Below are 21,138 nucleotides of genomic sequence, written 5' to 3'. Positions count from 1 at the left end.
TGCTCCTCTAACTTTGGTCGGTGAGAGAAGCTACCTATGCTACCGCAGCTTGCCCTCTAACCAACTCTGTTGAGTTGCACTTGGAAATTGAATTCACGCATGGATGAAAAAGTATGTCCGGCAATCAAAAAAAGGGTATGGTTACAAAGCAAACTATACGGCAAAGAGTGGTTCACTTCCAGCAGCATCGTGATGTGCCTAAAAGCCATATTAAGTCTGTAAAAACAATTAGATATGTCAATCGAAAGCCTTTTTTCAAAAACCATTGTCAAGTCTCTTCTGAAATGGAAAGATGATTTTCGCGGCCCATTCCGGGTGTGCGCAGGTGGAGTCTGCAAAGAGATACTTGAGGACGAAGCAGAAAAGCTTGAACTGATCCATACAACTTCTGAATGCTTCGACAGCGACATCACTGCAAACTGTGTACGTGCTGACATGAACCAGCTTCCCTACCTCAGCGGTTCAATTAACCTGCTGGTCATGCCACTGACACTGGAGATGTGCGCAGCGCCCGAACGTGTCATGCGTGAAGCGGAACGTGTTCTTGCAGATGATGGCCGCCTGGTTCTCTTTGGTATAAACCCATGGAGTCACTGGAGCCTGTTGAGGCGCATATCGGGTGGCAGCGATGATCTTGCCCGGCGCCAGCAGAGAATTTCCCGGCGTCGAGTCAAGGAGTGGCTTCTGCTGCTCGGATTCGATATAGAGCGACAGACATCATTGCTCTATAGTCTGCCGCATGAACCGTTTGAATCTGCACCGGAAGAACGTCGAATCGACAAAATAGGGCGCCAACTGCTGCCTGGCTGTGGCATATTGTACGGCTTACAGGCAATCAAGCGTGTCACGCCCCTGATGCCAACCAAAGCCCCCCTGAGGCAGATAAATATAGCCAATGCTGAAGCAACGGGTTACCTGCAAACACAAATGAAGAGCGCACAAAAAGAGTTATGAAAACAGATGTGGAAATATTTACAGATGGCGCCTGCAAGGGCAATCCGGGTCCGGGTGGGTGGGGCGCCCTGTTGCGATACGGCAGTGAAGAGAAAGAGCTTTATGGCGGAGAGGCCGAAACAACCAATAACCGCATGGAACTGACCGCGGTTATCCGCGCGCTCGAGGTGCTCAAGCGTAAAGTCTCTGTAGCGGTCACAACAGATAGTGTCTACGTGCGTGACGGCATTACCAAGTGGATTCACAACTGGAAGCGTAATGGCTGGAAGACAGCGCAGAAAAAAGCAGTTAAAAACGCAGACTTATGGAAAGAACTTGATGAACTTGCTCAACAACATGAAATTGAGTGGCACTGGGTAAAAGGGCATGCCGGCCACCCTGAAAACGAACGTGCGGATGAACTTGCCAACATGGGAATAGAGACATTATGAGGCAACTGCTGCTCGATACGGAAACAACAGGACTCGATCCGAAACAGGGTCACAGGATCATCGAAATTGGCTGTGTCGAGATGATCGACCGTCAACTGACAGGAAATAACTTTCACCAATACCTGCAACCTGACAGGGAAATCGATGCTGGGGCAATCGAGGTGCACGGAATTACCAACGAATTCCTGCTCGACAAACCGCGTTTTGCCGATATCGCCGATGACCTGGTCAGCTACCTGAAAGACGCCGAGCTGATTATCCACAACGCACCCTTTGATGTCGGTTTTCTCGACCATGAACTAGGGCTGTTGGGTAATCGCCCGAAGATCAATGATATTTGCACGGTTGAAGACACACTGGTAATGGCACGCAAGCTGCACCCGGGTAAACGCAACAGCCTGGATGCACTCTGTGATCGCTACGCGGTTGATAACAGCAGGCGTGACAAGCACGGCGCTCTGCTGGATTCCGAGATTCTCGCCGATGTCTACCTGTTGATGACAGGTGGGCAGAATGAATTGCAACTCGATAGCGATAATTATTCAGATAATCAAGGGGCTGCGGTAATACGCAAGGTCAGCTACGAGGGTGAACTCGCAGTATTGAAAGCTTCTGATGAAGAGCTGGCCGAACACCAGGCTTACCTGGAGATGCTGCAGAAAAGCAGTGACGGGAAATGTGTCTGGAAATTGTGAATCGAGCTGTTTAACTGGTTACATTTATCAAAACCCCTGACAGGTAATCAGCCTGGCAGGGGTTTTTGGCTTATTAGTACTGTTAACTCAACAGCTTACTGAGCCGGTGGCGCCTGAGGCGCAGGGGCAACAGGTGCCGGAGCAGGTGGAGGAGCATAATAGCCAGGAGGTAGGCCGTAGTACGGGCCATAACCACCATAATATGGGCGATTATAACTGTTCCAGCGATTGTCCCAACGGTTATCCCAGCGGTTATAGCCACGGCCATAATAGTCACTGGAACCGTCGCCTTCCCAGTCAGTATCGGCATCAGCATCAAAATTCATGTTGAAGCTGCCGCGGCCACTGCCACGACCTCGACCACGACCGTCGCCGCGACCATAGCCACGACCGTACCCATCGTTGTACCAATCGTTGTTCCAACGGTGGTCGTTATAGCCGTCATCATCCCACCAGGCTGCGCTGGCCGAGCCAGCTGCGAGAGCAAATACCCCTGTTGCAAGGGCGACACCAAGAAGGTGTCTGACTCTTATAATCTGCATTAGAGTGTCTCCTTCAAAAATTTTCTGAGTAATAGTTTGCGACATTATTCAGGCCACAAATCTGCATTGCGAGACGAGTGCCTGCACAGATGCTAATTAGACTATAGTTCAGCCCCGTCACATTTTGAAGAAAATCGGGAAAATAAATCCCTAATTCGGATAAATTCGATTGAGCCGAAGGGGGGCAATCTGTTATCGTATAAACCCGTCAGCAATCACACCTAATCGACGGCTCCTCTCTCAATGACAAAATACATTTTCGTGACTGGCGGCGTAGTCTCTTCCCTTGGAAAAGGCATCGCATCCGCATCACTGGCAGCACTTCTGGAAGCTCGTGGTCTTAAAGTGACCATGATGAAGCTCGACCCCTATATCAATGTCGACCCGGGCACCATGAGCCCATTCCAGCATGGCGAGGTCTTCGTTACCGAAGATGGCGCCGAAACAGACCTGGACCTTGGTCACTACGAGCGTTTCGTACGCTGCAAGATGAGCAAGAATCACAACTTCACAACTGGCCAGATCTACGACAGCGTGATCCGCAAGGAGCGCCGCGGCGATTATCTTGGCGGTACAGTGCAGGTGATTCCGCATATCACCGATGAGATCAAGGAGTCGGTGCGCAAGGGTGCAGCAGGTTCTGATATCGCCATGGTCGAGATTGGCGGTACTGTCGGTGATATCGAGTCACTGCCGTTTCTCGAGGCGATTCGACAGATGGGTGTTGAACTCGGGCATGAAGATGCGCTCTTCATGCACCTGACCCTGGTCCCTTACATCAGGACTTCCGGCGAGATAAAAACCAAGCCGACACAGCACTCGGTCAAGGAACTGCGCTCTATTGGTATCCAGCCCGACGTGCTTCTGTGCCGTTCTGATCGATCCATTCCCGATGACGAACGCCGCAAAATCGCACTTTTTACAAACGTTCAGGAACGTGCGGTAATCTCGGGTGTTGATGCAGATACCATCTATCGCATTCCGTCGCTGTTGCACGCACAGGATCTTGACCAGATTGTTGCCGACCAGTTTCATCTCGACGACCTACCACCAGCTGACCTGGTGGAGTGGGATGCTGTTATCGAGGGGCTGACGAATGTCAGCGCACAGGTCGATATCGCCATGGTAGGCAAGTATGTCCACCTGACAGAAGCCTACAAATCACTCTCCGAAGCGCTCGGTCACGCCGGTATCAAAAACCATGCACGTGTCAATATTCACTATGTAGACTCGGAGGCTATCGAGGAAAACAGTGGCGAACTATTGAAAGGAATGGATGCCATCCTCGTTCCCGGTGGTTTTGGCACACGTGGCGTCGAAGGCAAGATCGAAGCTGTCAGGTATGCACGTGAGAACAGGATTCCCTACCTTGGCATATGCCTTGGCATGCAGGTTGCCGTGATCGAATACGCACGTCATGTCGCATCATTGGAAGGTGCGCACAGCACAGAATTCAACAAGGAAACGCCGCACCCTGTTATTGCACTGATTACTGAATGGCTTAATGCCGATGGTAAAACCGAGCAGCGCGATGAATCTGCGGATATGGGCGGCACCATGCGACTTGGCGGGCAGGAGTGCAAACTGATCGAAGGTACGCATGCCAGAAAAGCTTATGGTGACAGCTCGATTGTTGAACGCCATCGTCACCGTTACGAGTTCAACAACAGTTATCGTGACCAGCTCACTGCAGCAGGCCTGACGATTGCCGGTACTTCTGTGGATGGAGAACTGGTCGAGATCGTCGAAGTCAGCGATCATCCATGGTTCATCGCCTGCCAGTTCCACCCCGAATTTACCTCTACACCACGTGATGGCCATCCGCTCTTTACCAGCTATATCGAGGCTGCAATCAAGCACAAACAGGAATCAGACACATGAAGCTTTGTCACTTTGAAGCCGGGCTCGATCAGCCGCTGTTTCTGATAGCAGGCACCTGTGTTATTGAGGGTGAACAGTCTGCACTGGATGTTGCCGGAAAGCTGAAAGAGATTACAGAAAAGCTTGGTATCTCATTGATATATAAGTCATCATTTGATAAAGCCAACCGTTCTTCTCATGCCAGTCTGCGTGGCCCCGGCCTTGAGGAAGGCCTGCGTATTCTCTCCGAGGTCAAACAGCAGCTTGGGCTGCCGGTTATCACCGACGTGCACGAAGATACTCCGCTTGATGAGGTTGCATCGGTTGTCGATGTCATGCAAACCCCGGCTTTTCTATGTCGCCAGACCAATTTTATCCAGAATGTTGCACGCCAAGGCATTCCGGTCAACATCAAGAAGGGGCAGTTTCTCGCTCCATGGGACATGAAAAACGTCGTCGACAAGGCCAAGACAGTCGGTAATGACAATATCATGGTGTGTGACCGCGGTGTTTCATTCGGTTATAACAACCTGGTTTCCGACATGCGCGGGCTTGCAGTCATGCGCGAAACCGGTTGCCCGGTGGTTTTTGATGCGACACACTCGGTGCAGTTACCGGGTGGACAAGGTAGCTGTTCAGGTGGGCAGAGAGAGCACGTGCCCGTGTTAGCGCGCGCCGCAGTTGCAGCTGGTGTATCTGGTCTCTTCATGGAGACGCACCCGAATCCGGATGAGGCACACAGTGACGGCCCCAACTCCTGGCCGCTGGGCAGAATGGAAGAATTACTCGAAACACTGCTGAATATCGATTCAGTGGTTAAGCAGCATGGTTTTATCGAAACCGGGCTATAATATTTAACTTTTATAAATCAAGGTAATAGGCAAAACATGTCAGAAATTATCGATATTCGCGGTCGGGAAATCCTCGACTCACGCGGCAACCCTACAGTTGAAGCTGATGTCATCACTGCTGATGGTGCAGTCGGACGTGCTGTGGCACCGTCAGGCGCATCGACCGGATCCCGCGAAGCGCTGGAACTGCGAGATGGTGACAAGAATCGCTATCTCGGCAAGGGCGTACTAACCGCCGTTGAAAACATCAATGAAACAATCGGCGATGCAGTCGCAGGCATGGATGTACTCGACCAGGCAGCACTCGATGCAGCCATGATCGATCTCGATGGTACAGAGAACAAATCAAAGCTCGGTGCAAACGCAATTCTTGCGGTCTCACTTGCAGCTGCACATGCAGCCGCACAGGAGAAGCAGCTGCCGCTCTACAAGTCTCTTTCAGACGGCCCATACCGCATGCCGGTTCCCATGATGAATATCATCAATGGCGGTGAACATGCTGACAACAGCGTCGACTTCCAGGAGTTCATGATCCTGCCAGTCGGTGCCGATTCAATTCGCGAGGCTGTTCGTTACGGTGCAGAAGTATTCCACTCGCTGAAAAGCGTCCTCTCCGGCAAGGGTATGAATACAGCTGTCGGTGATGAGGGTGGATTTGCACCTGACCTGCCTTCGAATGTCGCAGCGGTCGATATCATTCTCGAGGCTATCGAAAAGGCTGGCTTCAAGGCCGGTGATGATATCTATCTCGGACTTGATGTTGCCAGCTCGGAATTCTATAAAGATGGTGCTTATGTACTTGGTTCGGAAGGCAAGAGCTTCGACTCCGACGGTTTTGCAGCATTCCTTGAAAGCTGGGTTGACCAGTATCCGATCATCTCGATCGAAGATGGTATGGACGAAGGCGACTGGGACGGCTGGAAAGGCCTCTCAGACCGTCTCAGTGACCGGGTACAGCTGGTTGGTGATGACCTCTTCGTAACCAACCCGAAAATACTTCAGGAGGGTATCGACAAGCAGATTGCCAACTCCATTCTGATCAAGTTCAACCAGATTGGAACCCTCACGGAAACCCTCGAAGCAATCAACATGGCGCATAACGCCGGTTATACCTCCGTGGTTTCTCACCGTTCGGGTGAGACAGAAGACACCACGATCGCCGATCTCGTTGTTGCAACCAACAGCGGCCAGATCAAGACAGGTTCACTGTCACGCTCCGACCGTATCGCCAAGTACAACCAGCTGATGCGCATCGAGGATGCACTTGGTGATGATGCTGTCTACGCCGGACGCCAGGCATTCCGCTGGTTGTGATTAATGAGCATTAGCTGATTTCCATGCGATGGCTGCTTGCTGCGCTCATCCTGCTCCTGATCTACCTGCAGTTTCAACTGTGGGTAGGCAGAGGCAGCCGCGCAGAGATCGCCGCACTACAGCAGGAGATAGCAACGCAAAAACAGCAAATTCAGGAGTACCAGGAACGTAATGATGCGCTTCATGCAGAAGTGAAAAGCCTCAAGGAAGGCCTGGATGCAGTCGAGGAGCGCGCACGTGCCGACCTCGGCATGATTGGCGAGAATGAACTCTTTTTCCAGATTCTTGAATCTCCAGGGGAGAACCAGAAGTGAACCAGCTATGGGTTGTCGTTCCTGCTGCCGGCATCGGCTCACGCATGCTGAGCGAAACGCCGAAACAGTATCTTCCGCTGTGTAATTCAACTGTTATCGAAAATACACTCGATGTTCTGCTCCAGATACCTGATGCGCAGCAAGCCGTGGTCGCAATTCGTAATGATGACCGCTGGTGGCCGCAAACCTCCACCTCCAAACATCCTCAAGTGATTACCACCACAGGTGGCGATGAAAGGGCCGACTCCGTCATGGCTGCCCTTGGGCATCTGCTTGCAATGGGCGTTGACAGGGAATCCTGGGTGCTGGTTCACGATGCAGCGCGACCATGCGTACGTCTTGATGATATTTCCGCGCTGATCGACAGCTCTCTTTCTCATGGTGATGGAGGAATTCTGGCCTTGCCTGTACGTGACACCATGAAGCTTTCAGACGACGAATCCCGTATCGAAAAGACAGTTGATCGCGATCACTTGTGGCACGCGCTGACCCCACAGATGTTTCGTCTTGGAGAATTACATGATGCAATCCAGAGTGCACAGGAAGCAGGTTTTCCGGTTACGGATGAAGCCAGCGCGATGGAATTTTCCGGATTTCGTCCTAGACTTGTTGAGGGAAAAGGTGACAATATCAAGATCACTCGTCCGGCAGACCTTGCTCTGGCGGAATATTTTCTGATGCACAGAGGAGACTCCTGATGCGTATAGGACACGGGTATGATGCACATCGCTTTGGACAGACACGTCCACTTGTTCTTGGCGGAGTGACAATTCCACATAGAACAGGACTCAAGGCACATTCGGATGGTGATGTACTGATTCACGCCCTGTGTGACGCCATGCTAGGTGCAGCAGCCCTTGGCGATATCGGCAGACACTTTCCTGACAGCGATGAACAATTCAAAAATGTTGATAGCAGGTTTCTGCTCAGAACCATCCAGGAGAATCTGAGAATAAACCACTATTTTGTAGGCAATGCCGATATCACGGTAATTGCACAGGCTCCCAAGCTGTCTTCATACATGGACACAATGTGTGAGCATATTGCCGAAGATCTCGAGATTCACTCGGACCAGGTCAATATCAAGGCCACGACAACAGAAGGTATGGGCTTTATGGGTCGTGAAGAAGGTATTGCCTGTCACGCAGTCGTACTACTGCTGAAAGACTAGTGACTCAATCATCCAGCGAGAATCCCAAAGAGATTTCGGGCGAAGCCAAAACAGAACCAGCTATTACTCCCGAACGACAGCAGGCAGAAAATTTCTCTGTAAGCCAGCTTGCCTGTGCTTATGGTGGCCCTGTTGGTAGTGGAACACTACGTTCAACTGCCGAGGATTTTTTCGTCGAAGAGCAGCTGTCGTTTGATTTAACAGGCGAGGGTGAACATCTCTTCCTGTTCATCGAAAAACGTGGCGAGAATACAGCCGATGTTGCAGACATGCTGGCAAAGATTGCAGATGTCAGACAAATGAATGTCAGTTACGCAGGACTCAAGGACCGCCACGCAGTCACCCGGCAGTGGTTTTCTATCAGCCTGCCGGGCAAGCCCGATCCTGATTTTTCAGCATTGCCGGATAATATCAGGATACTCGACAAAAAACGCAATAACAGAAAACTGCGACGTGGTGCATTGCGCGGCAATCGATTCGAGCTTCGCATTCGTGAACTCGATGCAGATATCGATGCCCTGGTTGCACGGCTCGAAGCGATCAAATCCGGTGGCTTTCCCAACTATTTTGGTGAGCAACGTTTCTGTCGTGGTTACGGAAACCTGTCACGCGCGATTCCGGTACTGGCTCGCGGCAAGACCCGTCGCAAGTCAGAAGGCATGAATCTCTCTGCAGTGCGCTCCATGCTTTTCAACCTGCTTCTCTCGAAACGTGTTGAACTGGGGCGCTGGTGCAGTCATCCACTTGTCGGTGATGTTATGCAGTTGGGAGGCTCTAGCAGTCTCTTTGTGGCTGAATCAATTGATGCCGAGCTTGAGAGAAGACTGAATGGTGCAGAGATCAACCTCACCGGCTGTCTCTGCGGTAAAGCTGCCCGGGTCATGCCCGTTGCCGATGCAGCAGACTTCGAACAGCAGGCGCTGGCTGATTACACTTTCTGGATCAATGGATTACAGCGCTGCAAGGTAGATGCCGACCGGCGTTCACTGCGTACCACAGCAAACGACTTGCAGTGGGAGTTTCAGGATGACATGCTAGTAGTCAGCTTCTCACTACCCAAAGGCAGTTATGCAACTGCACTGATAAGAGAATTAATCAGATGAACAAAAAGAATCTTGCACGCCTCTTGATGATCTTAACTACCACCATCATTCTAAATGCCTGTGCAGCACGTGTGATGCATCGTGATACATCTACACATCCTCGCATTGAAAGCGATGTATCAGTCTCAACAACTGGCAGGGCATCCGCCGGGTTATCTTTTAACCTGTTCTGATCCCGCGAACGACCTTCTTGTAGGAATATTCCTACAAATAAATCAGTTTATTCCCGCAGACGTTCCTTTTAAGTGACTCTATAGTTATACCTAATCAGCAAGATTAGTACGACAGTAGCAGAAACAGGGAGTGTTGAATGGCAAGGAAATATCTCGGCATCATCTTCGTAACCGGCCTGGTTGCAGTGATCGCATTCGGAACCTACTGGTTTGCAGAGCAGAACCGTGTCTACCAGGATCAACGTTCCGTTATCATTGAACTCAATCCCACTGAAGTACAAACCCCGAATACAACTGACGATGCAGACCTGGGTGAAGAGGTCGCTGCAACAGAAACCATCGAACCGGAAGAGCAATCCGCAGCTCTGCCCAGCGAAAGCCTGAAACTCAAAGAAACTTTAAAAGAGTACGCAGCGACCCGTGAGAAAGAGCCTGCAAAAATCAGCGGTTTAAGGAAAAAGCTCGACGCAATCAAGCAACCAGGCGAAATAGAGACGACTCAGAACACACTTGATTCAAAACCGGATGAACGTCTATCGGGCTTGAACGAACGCATAGAGGCGCTCAAGCAGTACATCAATAGCAAAGAACAATAAGAGAATAATCACGGAGATCCAGAATGACATGACTGATTCGTGATCAACCATGTCTACTTTCTAGCGATACCTTCAACAATATAACAGGAATAGAATCAGAAACTCATGAACGACAAGAGGCAAGAAATGGTCAACTTACTTCGCTTGCCTCTTTCACTCAATAAAAAGTTTCTGCACCAATATAAATCAGTGAAAGGATGCCATTATGAAAAATCAGACACTCCAAAATACTTCTGTCGTTATTCAATCAACAAGAATCATGCTGGTTGTATTATTCACGATCCTGGGTGGCTGTTATTCAACAGGTCCGCTTTACGAGGAGGATAGTCATCGCAAAAACGAAACAGCAGGTGATTACAGCATAACGATTAAAGACAAGAGACCTGATACAACAGCCAGCAAATTGTCACCGAGCGTGGACAAGCACGAGTTAATCACGATTTTTCATCACCTGATAGAGAATCATCGCGTGTCTGATTTATCAGACTACAGTTTTGAGCTTGATCTAATTGAAGGCTACAAGTTACTTATGCCTGATGAGCCACAGAAAGAAGATCATGTCGTTTGGAAAGTCACGCTACGTTCAATTGCAATGGATAATCCGACGCATATCATGCAAAGCAATGGGGACTGCTGGGGTGAAATATCTAGCATGGACAACATGAATGCCGAACTTGATGATATGTTCATTCATTGCTACGAAAGTGCTGTTAGCAATGCACTGACGAAATTAAACCTGGGGATTATTCAATAACCTGTATGTCTCTTTACTGCATGACTCATAGCTATCGGCTTTCAATAACCAAGTCACTTGGTCTATACTCCATGGAGCATACTACAATGTTACCAATAGAAGAGGGGATCAACATGGCCGGCAAATTCGAAATCTATAAAGACAAGAAGGGTGAATTTCGTTTCCGTTTAAAAGCTTCGAATGGACAAATCATTCTTGCTTCCGAAGGTTATAAAACCAAGCAATCCTGTAATAACGGCATTACTTCTGTAATGAAGAATGCTGGATCAGAAAAGAGTTTCGTTACCAAGGAGACCAAGACCGGATCCAGATTTAATATGATCTCGAGAAACAAACAGGTTATAGGAACAAGTCAAACATATAAATCAAAGGCATCTCGCAACAATGGCATTGCATCTGTTGGGCGTAATGCACCAGGAGCGAAGATCGACGATACGACTGCGTAATCGTTGACTGCCTTGCATAAAACAAATGGGGCCAGGGATTGTTTCCCTGGCCCCATTTGTTTACATTTTAACTAGCTCTGTAACAGGTGTATCGTTCTTCTTGTCTATCTTGCTGTATAGGTCATAGAGTGCTGCCTGCAACGCCTCCTCGATAACCGGGTGGTAGAAAGGCATCTGCAGCATCTCACCTACTGTCATCTCTTGCTGAATCGACCATGCCAACAGGTGCGCGAGGTTCTCGCCCTTGACGCTGATCATTTCCGCACCGAGTAACTTGCCGGATTCTTTATCGGCATAGACACGAATCAGTCCCTTGTTTTTTGCCATGATCATTGCGCGTCCAACGGGCGCAAGAGGTATTTCTCCAATAACTGCAGTCTCCTGATCCAGTTGATCGTAACGAAGGCCAACCTGGCAGATATTTGGATCGCTGAAGGCGATATTGAGCAGCGTATTGCGCTTGAATGCGACAGGCGTCTCCTGGGTTGCATTGTATCCGGCAACACGCCCATCATGTCCTGCTTCATGAAGCAGTGGCCGATCTCCATTCACATCGCCGGCAAGAAAGATGTGTGAATCGCCAACCTGCATGGTGTTTTCGTTATAGATAGGCATGTCATTCCCATCAAGGGAAATCTCTGCAGCTTCGAGGTTGAGTGAATCAAGATTGGGTTTACGGCCAATCGAAAGCAGAACAGAATCGACTGTTACTTGTGTATCACCTGATGTGATCTGTAGCTTGCCATCATCCGCTTCTTTGATTTCAACTGCTGCACCGAGATGCATTGGTATCTCTTTACCGAGAATATCGATGGCAACTTTTACAACATCAGGATCACTGATCCCGCCAATCGTGTTTGCCATGTCAAAACCGGTGACATCGACACCCATACGCACCAGTGACTGACCGAGCTCAAGGCCAATTACGCCAAGGCCGATAACGCCAACAGAGGAGGGCAGTTGTTCCTGTTCAAAGAAGTTATCAGTTGTCAGGATACGGTCGCCAAACTGCTGCCACTGTTCAGGAACAACAGGAGACGAACCGGTCGCAATAACAATTTTATCAGCCCGAATTTTCTGGCCGTTATCTATCTCAAGCAGGTTTGGCTCGACAAACTGCGCATAGCCCTCGATGAAGACCTCGTCACTCATGTTATCTGTGCTGTTGGAAAGCACACGATCAACGAAGTTGTCGCGCATGTGCTGCACGTACTCCATCGCCTCTTCCTGGTCGATGGTGAGATGTTCCATACCCTCAATACCAAAACGGCTCATCACACCGCGGCGGTGAAAATCCTCAGCTACCTGGATCATTGCCTTGGATGGCATACAGCCAACGCGGGCACAGGTCGTACCCGGCTCACCGCCATTAATCAGAATAAAGGATTTACCAGCTGGCTTGACCTTTCCCAGCGCATAGAGGCCGGCACTGCCGGACCCGATAATTGCAACATCAACATGGCGCTCGCCCATTTTCTGGATACTCCGAATTCATTAGTAATAATAATGATGCGGATTATACAGGAGAGCAGGGCAGACTTAACCGTTACAACAGCCGGGGTTAAAAATCCTGTTTCGATTAAATACCTCTTCGAGGTTGACCTGCAGCTGTTTAATTACCTCGTTGCCTGTAGATGCAATCTTCGGAGTACTGAACCAGGGTTGAGCGTGGCCTCTAGCAGCAGATGCGATAGCATTCAGGGGTTCACGCCAGTCACCCTGGGCAATAATCCAGTGCTGTGCGCCACCCCAGTCGAGTAAATGCTGCTCCTGTTGTGGTACTTCAGCTGCTGGTGGTGTCGAAATACGCCAGAGTGATTGTGAATCAGCAGGAGTGAAGAACTCGTGCTGCTGATCACGCAGTTGCTGCCAAACGCGATTGTCAGCCAGCCATTCTCCACCAACGCGCTGCTGCAGTTTGTTCAGTGCTGTCTCACTTGCTGCTGAGAGGCGAAGATGAAGCTGATCCTTGTACCAGAAAGCACCTGTCAGCGGTACGGACTGGCTACGCATCGAGTTCATCAACTGACGTGATTCGTCATACCCCATACCTGTACGCAAGGTACGCTCAACTCGTGCCTTTGGGATCAGGCGAATGCTGACCTCAAGCAATACTCCAAGCGTCCCCATGGCACCGCACATCAATCTGGTAATGTCATAACCGGCAACGTTTTTCATCACCTGGCCACCAAACTCGACTATACGTCCTTCGCCATCGAGCAGCTTGATACCAAGAATCGCATCACGTGGTGCGCCACGCCATGGACGGCCCGGACCAGCAAGCCCCATCGCAACGGCACCAGCAACTGTCCCTTTGCCGTCAAACATGGGCGGATCAAAAGGAAGCATCTGGTTGTGCTCATTGAGTAATTCGTTGATTTCAGCCAATGGCGTGCCGCCACGAGCAGTGATTACCAGCTCGGTTGGTTCGTACGAAACCACGCCATGGTGGCGTGTCAGATCAACCGTTTGACCCGAGTCGCACTCAGATGGCAGCAGGAACCGCTTGCTGCCAGAGCCGAGGAGGGCGAGTGGCTCGTTATTTTTTTGTGCCGCAACGACCTGTCCCAGCAACTCCTGTTGAATATCAGACATCAGAAGCGCTCCAGTTCAGGGTGGGGCAGTTGACCATGATGAACATGCATGGCGCCAAACTCTGCACAACGATGTAGTGTCGGTACCGCCTTGCCGGGATTCAGCAAACCCTTATTATCGAAAGCGGCTTTAACTGCATGAAATACTTCAAGTTCATCCGATGTAAACTGCACGCACATCTGGTTGATTTTCTCAATTCCGACACCGTGCTCGCCAGTGATGGTTCCACCATATTGAACACAGGTCTCGAGAATCTTGCCGCCAAGCTCTTCAGCTTTCTCCAACTCGCCGGGTTCGCTCGCATTGTAGAGAATCAGCGGATGCAGATTACCGTCACCAGCGTGGAAAACATTCGCGACTCGCAATCCGTAGTGTTCGGAAAGGGCGTGTGTATCTTTTAAGACCTGGGCGAGATGCTTGCGCGGAATGGTGCCATCCATGCACAGATAGTCAGGCGAAATTCTGCCAATAGCAGGGAATGCGGCTTTGCGTCCGGCCCAGAACTTCAAACGCTCCTCGACCGATTCAGCAACCCGAATCTCTTTTGCACCTGCCTTCCTGAGAACAGCTTCAACAACTTCCTGGTCTGCTGCGATATCCTCAGCCTCACCATCCAGTTCACAAAGAAGTATCGCTTCGGCATCGGTCGGGTACCCTGCGTGGACAAAATCCTCTGCGGCAACAAGGGAAGGGTTGTCCATCATCTCAAGTCCTGCAGGAATGACGCCTGCAGCTATAATGTCGGCAACCGCATTACCGGCAACTTCAATCGAGTCAAAAGGCGTTAAAAGAACTTTAATATCAGTGGGTTGCGGCAATAACTTAACAACTATATCGATTATAACGCCAAGCATTCCTTCAGAGCCTGTCATCAGTGCCAGCAGATCAAGTCCCGGGGAGTCGAGTGCGCCGCTGCCAACCTTAACGGTTTCGCCATCAATAGTGACTATCGTCAGTTCAAGGATATTGTTGACTGTCAGACCATATTTCAGACAATGCACACCACCGGCATTTTCGGCCACGTTACCACCGATAGTACAGGCAATCTGTGATGATGGATCAGGCGCATAATAGAGGCCGTGAGGCTTGGCAGCCTCGGTAATCGCGAGGTTGCGAACACCTGGTTGCACACGTGCAGTGCAGTTTTCCGAATCAATCTCGAGAATTTTGTTAAAGCGGGCGAGGCTGAGAATAACGCCATCTTCATGCGGGATAGCACCACCTGAAAGCCCGGTTCCAGCACCTCGAGCAACCACGGGGATCTCGTTGTCATAACAGATACGGAGCACCTTGCTGACCTGGTCAATCTCTTCAGGAAGCAAGACCAGCAGCGGCACAATGTTGTGCGCCATCATGCCGTCACACTCGTAGGGTTTTAGCTCTTCATCGAGGCTTAGTATCGAATCGGCAGGAAGTATATCCCTGAACAATTCTGCAGTCTTTTGACGTTGTGTTAATTTCAGATTCATCTGACAACTCTTTCAGAATTTTCCTACAGAAATATGAAGTTGAACATGCTTTAGTAACTACGACAACGTTAATTCTAACGTTGTTTTTGAAATCATGATTCATCAAATAATACGTATAAGGAGATCATACTATGAAAAAGAAAATTCTAGCTGCACTGGTCGCATCGATTTTCACGGTTGCGAGTACTGGAATCTTTGCTGGAAGCGTCAATCTCAATACTGCTGACGCAAAGACACTTGCTGACAACCTGGATGGTGTTGGAATGTCAAAAGCAAATGCCATCGTTGCGTATCGTACGGAGCATGGTCCATTTAAAACGGTCGAAGACGTTCAGAATGTTAAGGGGATTGGTACCGGAACATTCGAATCGATTAAATCTGACCTAAATATCAAGGAGAAGTAGTCGTTACACAGAAGAGGCCTGCAGGCCTCTTTTTTCACTTCAGGCCCATTTGACGCTGATATTATTGCTGTCCGCGTTGATGGGCCTGCCTACCTAAAAGACGCATAATGTATATTATGTTAAAAAATGAAGAGCGGACAGATTCTTCATCTGAGTAATGGATCTGGTTTACATCTACCCCACCGCGTTGTGTAGGAACTAATTACCACCAGAAACCTCAAGGGATTAAAATCGGTCAAGGATAATTTCGCGCTATTTGACAGATACACATCGAATAAGCACGCTGTTTGATGGAAACAATCATAAGTTGCACTAGCAATGAAACTGAACTCCTCGATTAAAAGATCTTGTTCGCACTTGAGTGATTTTTCGATTTATTCAGCATCTCCCCCGTTCAGTTGACGTATCAGAGATGCAATTTCCGCATCGCGCCACAACAACCCTGGCAGGCAACAACCCAGATCAAAATCAGTAGATTAATTCAGTGGCATTGGTACTATAGTGTATGAACTTTTAATGAGCTCAGGTGATAGTTCGTTTTCGAATTAACATCCGAGTAACACTATACTTGACACTACAAGCTTTACAGGAATCCTCATGAGGCAGGCTGATAACGATTTGAAAACACCAATTCGCACATTGACGGTCGCCACAATGCTCTTTTCTTCCAGCATCACTGATACATTTGCGGGAAGCTTCGCTCAAATAGATGTCGCTGAAGATTCAAAGACCCTGATTTTTGCTACTAAAGCAGGTGACTGGAACCTCGCTGCGGTTGCGAGCGACTGGGGAGACGGTGAATTATACAGCGCTTCAGCGGTTAAAAATGTAATTGCAGCTTCTGAGCAGCAACCATTTAACCTTGGTCTCGGCATCGCCCTGTCACAAAAGATCTATGATGAAGACGGGGAAGACGATTCACAAGGCATCGGCCTGAAAGCCGTGATCGATTCTTATCAGACTCATGACTGGGGAAACAGCTTCTGGCTAGCCGAATATGTAACTACTGATAACAATTGGCTGTTAATGACGCAACTTCTGCCCTCAAATACTGCGTTTGGCCTGCAGCTTACTGCTGTTGGCGATGACTCGTACTCAGGACAATCGATGGCCCTGCTCTACAGGCTGGAGAATACACCATGGACATTACGTACCGGTGTACAACATGATAGCGATGACACAAAGCTATTCATTGGTGCAAGCTATAACACCTTCTGATTAACCTGATTTCAAAATATCATTCCGCCTACTATCCTACCAGGGTACGTATGCGGTTATAAGTCACGTTATTTCCTTGCCAAAAGCCCGGTTCCATAGCTTCCAGAAAATCCCCGACCAGTTGCCTGTTTCATAAATGCTGTTGTCATAATGCCCAGTAAACAGCTTGGTGATAAGCTGTTCACGTAGAGGAATCGGAGTGTCTACAAACTTCAGCATTACGGAATGGTCACTGGAGTTTTTTACTTCTACCTGAAAAGGCTCCGATATACCTGGAATGGATATCTCTGACATTTCCCCGGTTTCTATAATTCGGCGCTTCTGTGAATGTATAACTCTGCAGCCACCAACAGACACATCACTCACTACGACAGTAAATCCTTCAAATTTCGTTATCTCATTGACCCTGAACCTTTCCTCTTTACGCTTCCTGGGTGTGTCCACAGCCAATAAGATACACATGAAGAGGAATATAATATTAAAAGTACTCCAGAATAATGCATATGGAAAGAAATCAGTATATTCGATGATGCACAACTCAGGAACCTGGTTTATAAACACGCCTGTGATAGTTAATAAAATCAATATAAGACTGCTGACAATAATATACCAATCGACGCCAACTTTTGCCCCGCTGCCCTTGGGGGTTACCATGAATGGCTTACCAAATGGTTTAATCAGGCTTGATACAACCACGGGAAATATCCGAAACATGCTAAAGATATTACTGGCTGTTGATATGATTGGAATATATCTTTTTCTTGCAAGCCACCACATTGAAATAGTGAAAGCAAAAAACATTGGAAACTGGTAGGAAATCAACTCCTGGGTTGTAGTCAACTGCAACGGAGACAGACCGATAAGAAGATAAACGATCGGAACAATGAGCAACATCAACTTGGTGATGGGCTGTATTATCCAGCTATATGGAGCAAACAGAATTCGTTGAAGCGGGCTTAAGCCCTTTGCTCTCAAAGGCCCTTCAGGCAGTAACAGGCATTGTATTCCACCGCGACACCAGCGAGAGCGTTGGACGAAATAGCCTTCTAGAGAGTCGGCAGACATGCCATGACTAAGCTTTTCATTTAAATAGATCGTCTTGTAGCCGGCTTTCAACAGAGACAGGGTTGTGAGCAGATCCTCTGTTATCGAAGAAGTAGGAATTCCACCTATTTCATCAACCGCCTTGCGCCGGGTAATTGAACATGACCCACAGCAAAATGCAGCATCCCAACGATCCCTGCATGGCGCCATAACATCAAAAAAGAGTCGTTGCTCATCCGGCAGAAGTTTGTCCAGGTAGAGGTTTGACTGGATCGGATCACGGTTATAAAAGTGTTGGGGCGTTTGAACCAGTCCGACATCCGGGTTGTTGACAAAAAACCCGGTTGTTCTTTTCAGATAATCAGATAAAGGAACAAAATCAGCATCAAAAATCGCAAATAACTCCCCTGAAGCATGTTTCAAGCCATTGTTAAGATTTCCAGCTTTGGCGTGTGAGTTATCTTCGCGGGTCAGATAATTGACATTGTGTGCTTTGCAAAACCCCTTGAGCCATTCCCTTTTACCATCATCCAGTACCCACACCTTGAAATCAGGGTAATCAAGGTTCTTGGCACCTATGATTGTTTTTTCAAGGACATCAATTTCTTCGTTATAGGTGGGTATAAATACGTCGACTGAGGGGAATTCGGTCTGTGATGCCTGGTATAAATCTGCCTCTTTATGACGTGAATTGGTTTTACTCATAATGAGCAGAAAAATCGAAATCTCAACAAACGCTAAAACCTCAACTATATAGACAATATATACCCAGACTACCTCGATCGTAGGTCCATCAAACGGCAGGACGGTTTCAAACAACCTCCAGATGAGATAACGGAATCCCATAAAGGCCGCAAATAGAGTAACAAGCTCCCTGTGCCTATCTTGGCGTCTGTCGAGGTAAGGAAGAATTAGGAGCCCGAATACCAATGCTACCAGGAGCATTCTGAAGGTAACGAGGTCAGAATACATTAAAGAACCTTATAAAATTATCTTCCCAATTCTGCTCGCGCGGGATTTTGACCTCAATTCGGCGCCCTACCTGGTAGTAGTTTCCGGCGCTCAGCTGCAGATCATCGAGATTGGGACGAGCCCAGATTCTGAATTCACGCTTTGGGTCCTTTTCCAACTCACCAGCAAGATTAATGTCACCAAGAATACTTCCAGAACCGCGTAAAGCAAAAACTTTTGCCTTGTGAAACACTGTTTCTCCAATGAGTCGGTACTCAATTTCATCACCGGGTTGAACATTGGAAAACTCTGCCTCATCAATTGCTATATCGAGAAAGATATTGGTAGCATCCAGTAATACAATTAATTCTGAATCAATGACAATTGTAGCCCCATCAGCTACCGGCATTCTCCATACGATGGATTTAAAAGGAGACTTGAACGCATGTGTTTTCGCCACTTCAAGACGCGCATCTTCAATTTCCATCTGATCTGCTATAGCTTCTATCCGGCGCTTGGCTTCAAACATGGCAGTTTTTGCCAGTTCCTTTTCTATCACCATCTGGTCGAGTCTACGGCTTGAATAAGGAATATCATTATGGCCTTCGCCAAGATATGTATCTGCCTGGACTCCTTCAAGCTTAACAGCAGGTCCTACAAGACGCTCACTGCCTATCTCAACCTGCTGTTCGAGCAGTTTTGTAGTGTATTCCTTATATGTATCAGCGCCGAGTGCCAGTTTCTCATCCAGCTTTGCAAATTCTTCCAACCTCTCTTCAATCGTTTCTACCCGTCTTTCCAGCGATACTTTCTCAGTTGCAAGTTCGTGGTAATAACTCCTGTTTATACGCTCGTTTGTTATAGTGCCTATTAACTGGTCTTTCTCATACATGCGTCCATGGGTCACAGGGCCGTCAAAGGCAAGAACACCCTCTTGATGGCTTCTTAAAGTGGTGGTGTGAGCATTGATAATGCCATCACTGGAAATAGTGACATAAAGTCGAGGAATAAACGAAAAGATGACAACAACCAGCAATATCAATCCTAATGATAATCGTGCGACTCTTTTGTTAACCATGAAAATCAACCTTCAACTATTAAAATGTCTAAATTTCAATTCCACTAATATCGGGAAATCAGTTTGAAAAACTATCTGTACTGCAAAATTATACAATATAGTATTGTTTAAGTATTCCCTTGATAGGGCTTTCTTACTCGTCCTATATCCAATTCATATACGGGTGTTGCGTCCTGAGAAGCTGTTCAACGAAGCAGCCTTTCCCTGTCTTGAAGAATCATCTCACTGCCCTTCTCCGCAATCATGATCGTTGGTGAACTGGTATTTCCGGAAGTAATGATCGGCATGATAGAGGCATCAACAACACGCAATCCCTTCATCCCGATCACGCGCAAGTGCGAATCAACGACTGCTGCTGGATCATCCGTTTTCCCCATCTTGCAGGTGCCGACAGGATGAAAAATAGTTGTGCCGACATCGCCAGCCGCATGGGCGAGCTCATCGTTGTTCTGATATTGAATGCCCGGCAGATGCTCGACCGGTTTGAATGGTTTGAATGCATCCTGCGAAACGATCTCACGCGTGATGCGAAGCGCCTGCGCCGCCTTGGTGCGATCTTCATCTGTACTCAGGTACTCGGGGGAAATGGCTGGTGCAGATGCCGGGTCATTGTCAGTTACATTGACGTAACCGCGTGAGGTCGGCCTCAGGTCACATATACTGGCGGTGAACGCAGGGAACTTATGCAGTGGTTCGCCAAACTTGTCCAGTGACAGGGGTTGCACATGGTATTCAAGATCCGGGGTTTCTACCGACGCATCAGATTTAAGAAAGGCACCCAGCTGACTTGGCGCCATGCTTAACGGCCCTTTCCTGAATAAAAGATATTCCAGCGCCATCGACAGCTTCCCTTTCAGCGAGTGATATTGCTGGTTGAGCGTCTTGATGCCTTCCACCTTGAAGATGGTGCGTAACTGCAGGTGGTCCTGCAGGTTCTGTCCGACACCTGGCAATTCCAATACAGGTTCTATTCCGGCCTTCTGCAATACCTCGACTGGTCCAATTCCTGAACGCTGTAAAATCGCAGGTGATCCAATCGCTCCGGCAGCAAGTATGGTTTCGGTTAAAGCTGCCGCTGATCCTCCCCCAATAAGTTGGTCCACCCTTATGATGAGTAAAACGGAGGACCGAAAATGGGAATCAAACGACACAAACCGGAAGAAATCGTCCAGAAA

Annotated in this window: 21 protein-coding genes and 1 pseudogene; 15 read left to right on the top strand and 7 right to left on the bottom strand. The window is 48.5% G+C overall.

The window, feature by feature from the left end; all coding sequences use genetic code 11:
* The first annotated feature begins 234 nt into the window (after window positions 1-234).
* From BOW06_RS12350 to dnaQ, 3 genes are read left to right on the top strand one after another with little or no spacing between them, the layout of a single operon-like run.
* On the top strand, window positions 235-954 hold the full coding sequence (locus BOW06_RS12350; RefSeq protein WP_052131985.1) for a class I SAM-dependent methyltransferase: 720 nt from the start codon (window positions 235-237) through the stop codon (window positions 952-954).
* Window positions 951-1,385: a ribonuclease HI gene (rnhA, locus tag BOW06_RS12345; RefSeq protein ID WP_043115723.1), complete on the top strand. Its 435-nt coding sequence runs from the start codon at window positions 951-953 to the stop codon at window positions 1,383-1,385. The genes BOW06_RS12350 and rnhA overlap by 4 nt, the downstream gene beginning before the upstream one ends.
* Window positions 1,382-2,080, top strand: a complete 699-nt coding sequence (gene dnaQ / locus BOW06_RS12340; protein ID WP_043115725.1) for a DNA polymerase III subunit epsilon — start codon at window positions 1,382-1,384, stop codon at window positions 2,078-2,080. Before rnhA ends, dnaQ begins: the two co-directional genes overlap by 4 nt.
* A gap of 95 nt (window positions 2,081-2,175) precedes the next feature.
* On the opposite strand, the gene BOW06_RS12335 is transcribed toward dnaQ, so the two are convergent.
* Entirely contained in the window at window positions 2,176-2,622 is a 447-nt protein-coding gene (locus BOW06_RS12335; RefSeq protein ID WP_078453589.1) for a hypothetical protein, read from the bottom strand.
* Window positions 2,623-2,865: 243 nt separating this feature from the next.
* Between BOW06_RS12335 and pyrG the strand changes: the two genes are divergently transcribed.
* The 10 genes from pyrG to BOW06_RS12285 all read left to right on the top strand — a co-directional run bounded on the left by pyrG (window position 2,866) and on the right by BOW06_RS12285 (window position 11,204).
* On the top strand, window positions 2,866-4,503 hold the full coding sequence (pyrG, locus tag BOW06_RS12330; RefSeq protein WP_179115179.1) for a CTP synthase: 1,638 nt from the start codon (window positions 2,866-2,868) through the stop codon (window positions 4,501-4,503).
* Window positions 4,500-5,333 (top strand): 3-deoxy-8-phosphooctulonate synthase, encoded by an 834-nt coding sequence (gene kdsA / locus BOW06_RS12325; protein ID WP_043115729.1) that lies wholly within the window; start codon window positions 4,500-4,502, stop codon window positions 5,331-5,333. Before pyrG ends, kdsA begins: the two co-directional genes overlap by 4 nt.
* A 36-nt stretch (window positions 5,334-5,369) precedes the next feature.
* Window positions 5,370-6,647 (top strand): phosphopyruvate hydratase, encoded by a 1,278-nt coding sequence (gene eno / locus BOW06_RS12320; protein ID WP_043115731.1) that lies wholly within the window; start codon window positions 5,370-5,372, stop codon window positions 6,645-6,647.
* Window positions 6,648-6,670: 23 nt separating this feature from the next.
* Window positions 6,671-6,961: a cell division protein FtsB gene (gene ftsB / locus BOW06_RS12315; RefSeq protein ID WP_043115733.1), complete on the top strand. Its 291-nt coding sequence runs from the start codon at window positions 6,671-6,673 to the stop codon at window positions 6,959-6,961.
* Entirely contained in the window at window positions 6,958-7,659 is a 702-nt protein-coding gene (gene ispD, locus BOW06_RS12310) for a 2-C-methyl-D-erythritol 4-phosphate cytidylyltransferase (protein WP_043115734.1), read from the top strand. Before ftsB ends, ispD begins: the two co-directional genes overlap by 4 nt.
* The gene (ispF, locus tag BOW06_RS12305; protein WP_043115735.1) at window positions 7,659-8,132 is read left to right on the top strand and encodes a 2-C-methyl-D-erythritol 2,4-cyclodiphosphate synthase; all 474 of its coding nucleotides are present in this window, start codon (window positions 7,659-7,661) and stop codon (window positions 8,130-8,132) included. The genes ispD and ispF overlap by 1 nt, the downstream gene beginning before the upstream one ends.
* Complete coding sequence (truD, locus tag BOW06_RS12300) at window positions 8,132-9,235, top strand: tRNA pseudouridine(13) synthase TruD (protein WP_078454846.1); 1,104 nt, start codon at window positions 8,132-8,134, stop codon at window positions 9,233-9,235. The genes ispF and truD overlap by 1 nt, the downstream gene beginning before the upstream one ends.
* 310 nt (window positions 9,236-9,545) lie before the next feature.
* A complete protein-coding gene (locus BOW06_RS12295) occupies window positions 9,546-10,004 on the top strand; it encodes a hypothetical protein (RefSeq protein ID WP_043115737.1) in 459 nt (152 codons plus the stop codon).
* Between the two features lie 205 nt (window positions 10,005-10,209).
* Complete coding sequence (locus tag BOW06_RS12290; RefSeq protein ID WP_043115739.1) at window positions 10,210-10,758, top strand: hypothetical protein; 549 nt, start codon at window positions 10,210-10,212, stop codon at window positions 10,756-10,758.
* 113 nt (window positions 10,759-10,871) lie between these two features.
* On the top strand, window positions 10,872-11,204 hold the full coding sequence (locus tag BOW06_RS12285) for a YegP family protein (RefSeq protein ID WP_043116631.1): 333 nt from the start codon (window positions 10,872-10,874) through the stop codon (window positions 11,202-11,204).
* 60 nt (window positions 11,205-11,264) lie between these two features.
* Here BOW06_RS12285 and BOW06_RS12280 read toward each other — a convergent pair whose 3' ends face one another.
* The 3 genes from BOW06_RS12280 to BOW06_RS12270 form a co-directional block, all read right to left on the bottom strand.
* Window positions 11,265-12,677 carry a dihydrolipoyl dehydrogenase gene (locus BOW06_RS12280; RefSeq protein WP_078454836.1) on the bottom strand — a complete coding sequence of 471 codons (1,413 nt, stop codon included), beginning with the start codon at window positions 12,675-12,677 and terminating at the stop codon, window positions 11,265-11,267.
* A 66-nt stretch (window positions 12,678-12,743) separates the two neighbouring features.
* Window positions 12,744-13,799, bottom strand: coding sequence for a glycolate oxidase subunit GlcE (gene glcE / locus BOW06_RS12275; protein WP_043115743.1), 1,056 nt, complete (start codon window positions 13,797-13,799; stop codon window positions 12,744-12,746).
* Entirely contained in the window at window positions 13,799-15,268 is a 1,470-nt protein-coding gene (locus BOW06_RS12270) for an FAD-linked oxidase C-terminal domain-containing protein (RefSeq protein ID WP_078454835.1), read from the bottom strand. Before BOW06_RS12270 ends, glcE begins: the two co-directional genes overlap by 1 nt.
* A 131-nt stretch (window positions 15,269-15,399) precedes the next feature.
* Here BOW06_RS12270 and BOW06_RS12265 point away from each other — a divergent pair, with 131 nt between their 5' ends.
* The gene (locus tag BOW06_RS12265; RefSeq protein WP_043115746.1) at window positions 15,400-15,672 is read left to right on the top strand and encodes a ComEA family DNA-binding protein; all 273 of its coding nucleotides are present in this window, start codon (window positions 15,400-15,402) and stop codon (window positions 15,670-15,672) included.
* A 597-nt stretch (window positions 15,673-16,269) separates the two neighbouring features.
* Window positions 16,270-16,890: a hypothetical protein gene (locus BOW06_RS12260; protein ID WP_043115748.1), complete on the top strand. Its 621-nt coding sequence runs from the start codon at window positions 16,270-16,272 to the stop codon at window positions 16,888-16,890.
* A gap of 63 nt (window positions 16,891-16,953) precedes the next feature.
* Here the strand turns inward: BOW06_RS12260 and BOW06_RS12255 are convergent, their stop codons facing one another.
* From BOW06_RS12255 to BOW06_RS12245, 3 genes and pseudogenes are all read right to left on the bottom strand, one after another.
* Entirely contained in the window at window positions 16,954-18,906 is a 1,953-nt protein-coding gene (locus BOW06_RS12255; RefSeq protein ID WP_078454834.1) for a glycosyltransferase family 2 protein, read from the bottom strand.
* Window positions 18,896-19,963 carry an efflux RND transporter periplasmic adaptor subunit gene (locus BOW06_RS12250; protein WP_143556097.1) on the bottom strand — a complete coding sequence of 356 codons (1,068 nt, stop codon included), beginning with the start codon at window positions 19,961-19,963 and terminating at the stop codon, window positions 18,896-18,898. Before BOW06_RS12250 ends, BOW06_RS12255 begins: the two co-directional genes overlap by 11 nt.
* A 185-nt stretch (window positions 19,964-20,148) precedes the next feature.
* Window positions 20,149-21,051, bottom strand: a pseudogene (locus BOW06_RS12245) (GMC family oxidoreductase); the annotation flags it as partial.
* Window positions 21,052-21,138 lie beyond the last annotated feature (87 nt).

Source organism: Solemya velum gill symbiont, from assembly GCF_002020255.1.
GTDB lineage: Bacteria > Pseudomonadota > Gammaproteobacteria > Chromatiales > Chromatiaceae.
Note: the sequence above shows the minus strand (reverse complement) of the source record. Positions and strands in the feature narration are given on the sequence as shown.

Excerpts from the sequence above, each read along its gene's own strand:
- BOW06_RS12255 (WP_078454834.1), bottom strand. The coding sequence starts at position 18,906 with ATGTATTCTGACCTCGTTACCTTCAGAATGCTCCTGGTAGCATTGGTA.
- eno (WP_043115731.1), top strand. The coding sequence starts at position 5,370 with ATGTCAGAAATTATCGATATTCGCGGTCGGGAAATCCTCGACTCACGC.
- BOW06_RS12335 (WP_078453589.1), bottom strand. The coding sequence starts at position 2,622 with ATGCAGATTATAAGAGTCAGACACCTTCTTGGTGTCGCCCTTGCAACA.
- pyrG (WP_179115179.1), top strand. The coding sequence starts at position 2,866 with ATGACAAAATACATTTTCGTGACTGGCGGCGTAGTCTCTTCCCTTGGA.
- BOW06_RS12260 (WP_043115748.1), top strand. The coding sequence starts at position 16,270 with ATGAGGCAGGCTGATAACGATTTGAAAACACCAATTCGCACATTGACG.
- BOW06_RS12350 (WP_052131985.1), top strand. The coding sequence starts at position 235 with ATGTCAATCGAAAGCCTTTTTTCAAAAACCATTGTCAAGTCTCTTCTG.
- kdsA (WP_043115729.1), top strand. The coding sequence starts at position 4,500 with ATGAAGCTTTGTCACTTTGAAGCCGGGCTCGATCAGCCGCTGTTTCTG.
- BOW06_RS12270 (WP_078454835.1), bottom strand. The coding sequence starts at position 15,268 with ATGAATCTGAAATTAACACAACGTCAAAAGACTGCAGAATTGTTCAGG.
- BOW06_RS12280 (WP_078454836.1), bottom strand. The coding sequence starts at position 12,677 with ATGGGCGAGCGCCATGTTGATGTTGCAATTATCGGGTCCGGCAGTGCC.
- glcE (WP_043115743.1), bottom strand. The coding sequence starts at position 13,799 with ATGTCTGATATTCAACAGGAGTTGCTGGGACAGGTCGTTGCGGCACAA.
- BOW06_RS12285 (WP_043116631.1), top strand. The coding sequence starts at position 10,872 with ATGGCCGGCAAATTCGAAATCTATAAAGACAAGAAGGGTGAATTTCGT.
- BOW06_RS12265 (WP_043115746.1), top strand. The coding sequence starts at position 15,400 with ATGAAAAAGAAAATTCTAGCTGCACTGGTCGCATCGATTTTCACGGTT.
- ispF (WP_043115735.1), top strand. The coding sequence starts at position 7,659 with ATGCGTATAGGACACGGGTATGATGCACATCGCTTTGGACAGACACGT.
- rnhA (WP_043115723.1), top strand. The coding sequence starts at position 951 with ATGAAAACAGATGTGGAAATATTTACAGATGGCGCCTGCAAGGGCAAT.
- BOW06_RS12290 (WP_043115739.1), top strand. The coding sequence starts at position 10,210 with ATGAAAAATCAGACACTCCAAAATACTTCTGTCGTTATTCAATCAACA.
- BOW06_RS12250 (WP_143556097.1), bottom strand. The coding sequence starts at position 19,963 with ATGGTTAACAAAAGAGTCGCACGATTATCATTAGGATTGATATTGCTG.
- dnaQ (WP_043115725.1), top strand. The coding sequence starts at position 1,382 with ATGAGGCAACTGCTGCTCGATACGGAAACAACAGGACTCGATCCGAAA.
- BOW06_RS12295 (WP_043115737.1), top strand. The coding sequence starts at position 9,546 with ATGGCAAGGAAATATCTCGGCATCATCTTCGTAACCGGCCTGGTTGCA.
- ftsB (WP_043115733.1), top strand. The coding sequence starts at position 6,671 with ATGCGATGGCTGCTTGCTGCGCTCATCCTGCTCCTGATCTACCTGCAG.